Annotated in this window: 1 protein-coding gene; it reads left to right on the top strand. The window is 66.0% G+C overall.

The genetic code is table 11. The features are described from left to right. A partial coding sequence (locus ACQI5H_RS24530; RefSeq protein ID WP_427081884.1) for a condensation domain-containing protein occupies window positions 1–1,560 on the top strand: 1,560 nt, incomplete at both ends.

The raw sequence follows: 1,560 nt of genomic DNA, 5'->3' as shown, positions 1-1,560 counted from the left end.
CTCTCGGCAACCCGACTCGTCGCACGCATCCGCACCGAACTCGGCATCGACATCCCCATCCGAGCAATCTTCGACGCCCCCACCGTCACCCAACTAGCCCAATGGATCGCCACGCATGCCGGCAACCAGATGCGGCCGCCCCTGATGCCGCGGCAGCGGCCGCCGCGATTGCCGTTGTCTTTCGCACAGACCCGACTGTGGTTCATCTACAAATACGAAGGTCCCTCGGCGACCTACAACATCCCGTTGGCGATCCGGTTCACCGGCGGGCTGGATTCGGCGGCGTTGACCGCGGCGATCGGCGATGTAGTGACCCGCCACGAGAGCCTGCGCACGGTGTTCGCCGAGGCCGACGGAACCCCGTGGCAACGGATTCTGCCCGCCGAGACAGTGGCCCCGCCGGTCGTCGCCGACGAGGTATCCGACGGACAAGAATTGGCCGCAGCGGTGGCTGCAGCCGCCGAGCACCGGTTCGACCTGGCGACGGAGATCCCCATCCGGGCCACCCTCCTTCGGGTTTCGGCGACCGAGCATCTGGTGGTGTTGGTTATCCATCACATCGCCGGGGACGGGGCATCGGTTGTGCCGCTCGCGCGGGATTTGGCCGCGGCATACGCCGCGCGGCGCGCGGGGCGGCTTCCGACTTGGTCACCGCTGCCGGTCCAGTACGCGGACTACACCCTTTGGCAGCAAGAAGTCCTCGGCCGCGAGGACGACCCCGACAGCGTCCTGTCCCGTCAGTTGGCGTACTGGCGTCGTGAACTGTCGGGGGCGCCAGAACGGATCTCGTTGCCGTTCGACCGGCCTCGTCCACCGGAGCGGTCGTTTCGCGGGGAGATCGTGGCCTTCGCGATCGACCCGCCGCTGCGGAACCGGATCGAGCAACTGGCGCGCCAGACCGGGACGACCACGTCGATGGTGCTGCAGGCGGCGTTGTCAGTGCTGTTGCGCAAACTCGGCGCCGGTGACGACCTGACAATCGGAGGGCCGATCGCCGGGCGCACCGACGACGCACTGACCGACCTGATCGGGTTCTTCGCCAACACGTGGGTGCTGCGGGTGGCGACCTCGGGCAATCCGCCGTTCGGGCAGCTCCTGCAGCAGGTAGCCGGCAAGGCACTGGCCGCCTACGAAAACCAAGACGCCCCCTTCGAGCGGCTCGTCGACTCGCTCAACCTGTCCCGCTCGACCGCGAATCACCCGCTGTTTCAGGTGTCGCTGGCGCTGCAGAACAACCCGCTGCCGAAGGTCGAATTCCCCGGGCTCGGCGTCGACGTGCTTCCTGCTTCTACCCACACTGCGAAGTTCGACCTGTCCATCAATCTCTTCGAACTTCCGCCCACGCCGGGAGAACCACAACCGATCCCGGGAACCATCGAGTACGCCACCGACCTTTTCAACCACGAGACCGTCGAAAAGTTCGCCAATTACTACCTACGCGTCCTTGACGCGGTGTCGGTTGATCCGGAGCGGCGGATCGATCAGATCGAGATCATCGATGCGGTCGAACGCGACCAGGTCGTGAACCGGTGGAACGACACCGCCACCCCCATACCGCAA

Origin of the sequence: Mycobacterium heidelbergense, assembly GCF_050205645.1 — a bacterium.
GTDB lineage: Bacteria > Actinomycetota > Actinomycetes > Mycobacteriales > Mycobacteriaceae > Mycobacterium > Mycobacterium heidelbergense_A.
This window is presented reverse-complemented; position numbering and strand designations above follow the sequence as displayed.